Source organism: Pantoea sp. SIMBA_079 (genome assembly GCF_046940275.1).
GTDB lineage: Bacteria > Pseudomonadota > Gammaproteobacteria > Enterobacterales > Enterobacteriaceae > Pantoea > Pantoea borealis.
In genome coordinates this window covers 1-277 of sequence record NZ_JAWRYR010000220.1, presented here as the reverse complement: position 1 = coordinate 277, position 277 = coordinate 1, and the positions used below count along the sequence as shown (strand labels likewise).

Here is a 277-nt window from a genome sequence, read left to right as displayed (position 1 = left end):
CGCTATTTCAACGCAAAGTGAAGGAACTTGGGATAACCCAATCCATGTCCCGCAAGGGAAACTGTTGGGATAATGCGCCAATGGAAAGTTTCTTTGGCCACTTTAAGGATTTGGCAGAATATAAAACATGTACTAATTTAACGGATGTGAAGGAAGAAATTGATCGAGTTATTGAAGAATATAATGAACATCGTTATCAATGGGGGCTAAGGAAAATGGCCCCGGTACAATACCGGGACCATTTATTAGCTGCTTAGGCACTTTTTTATACTGTCCG

General features: G+C 40.8%; 1 protein-coding gene. It reads left to right on the top strand.

From position 1 onward, the window contains the following. A partial coding sequence (locus SB719_RS19775; protein ID WP_412159683.1) for an IS3 family transposase occupies positions 1-257 on the top strand: 257 nt, incomplete at its 5' end. Between the last annotated feature and the right edge of the window lie 20 nt (positions 258-277).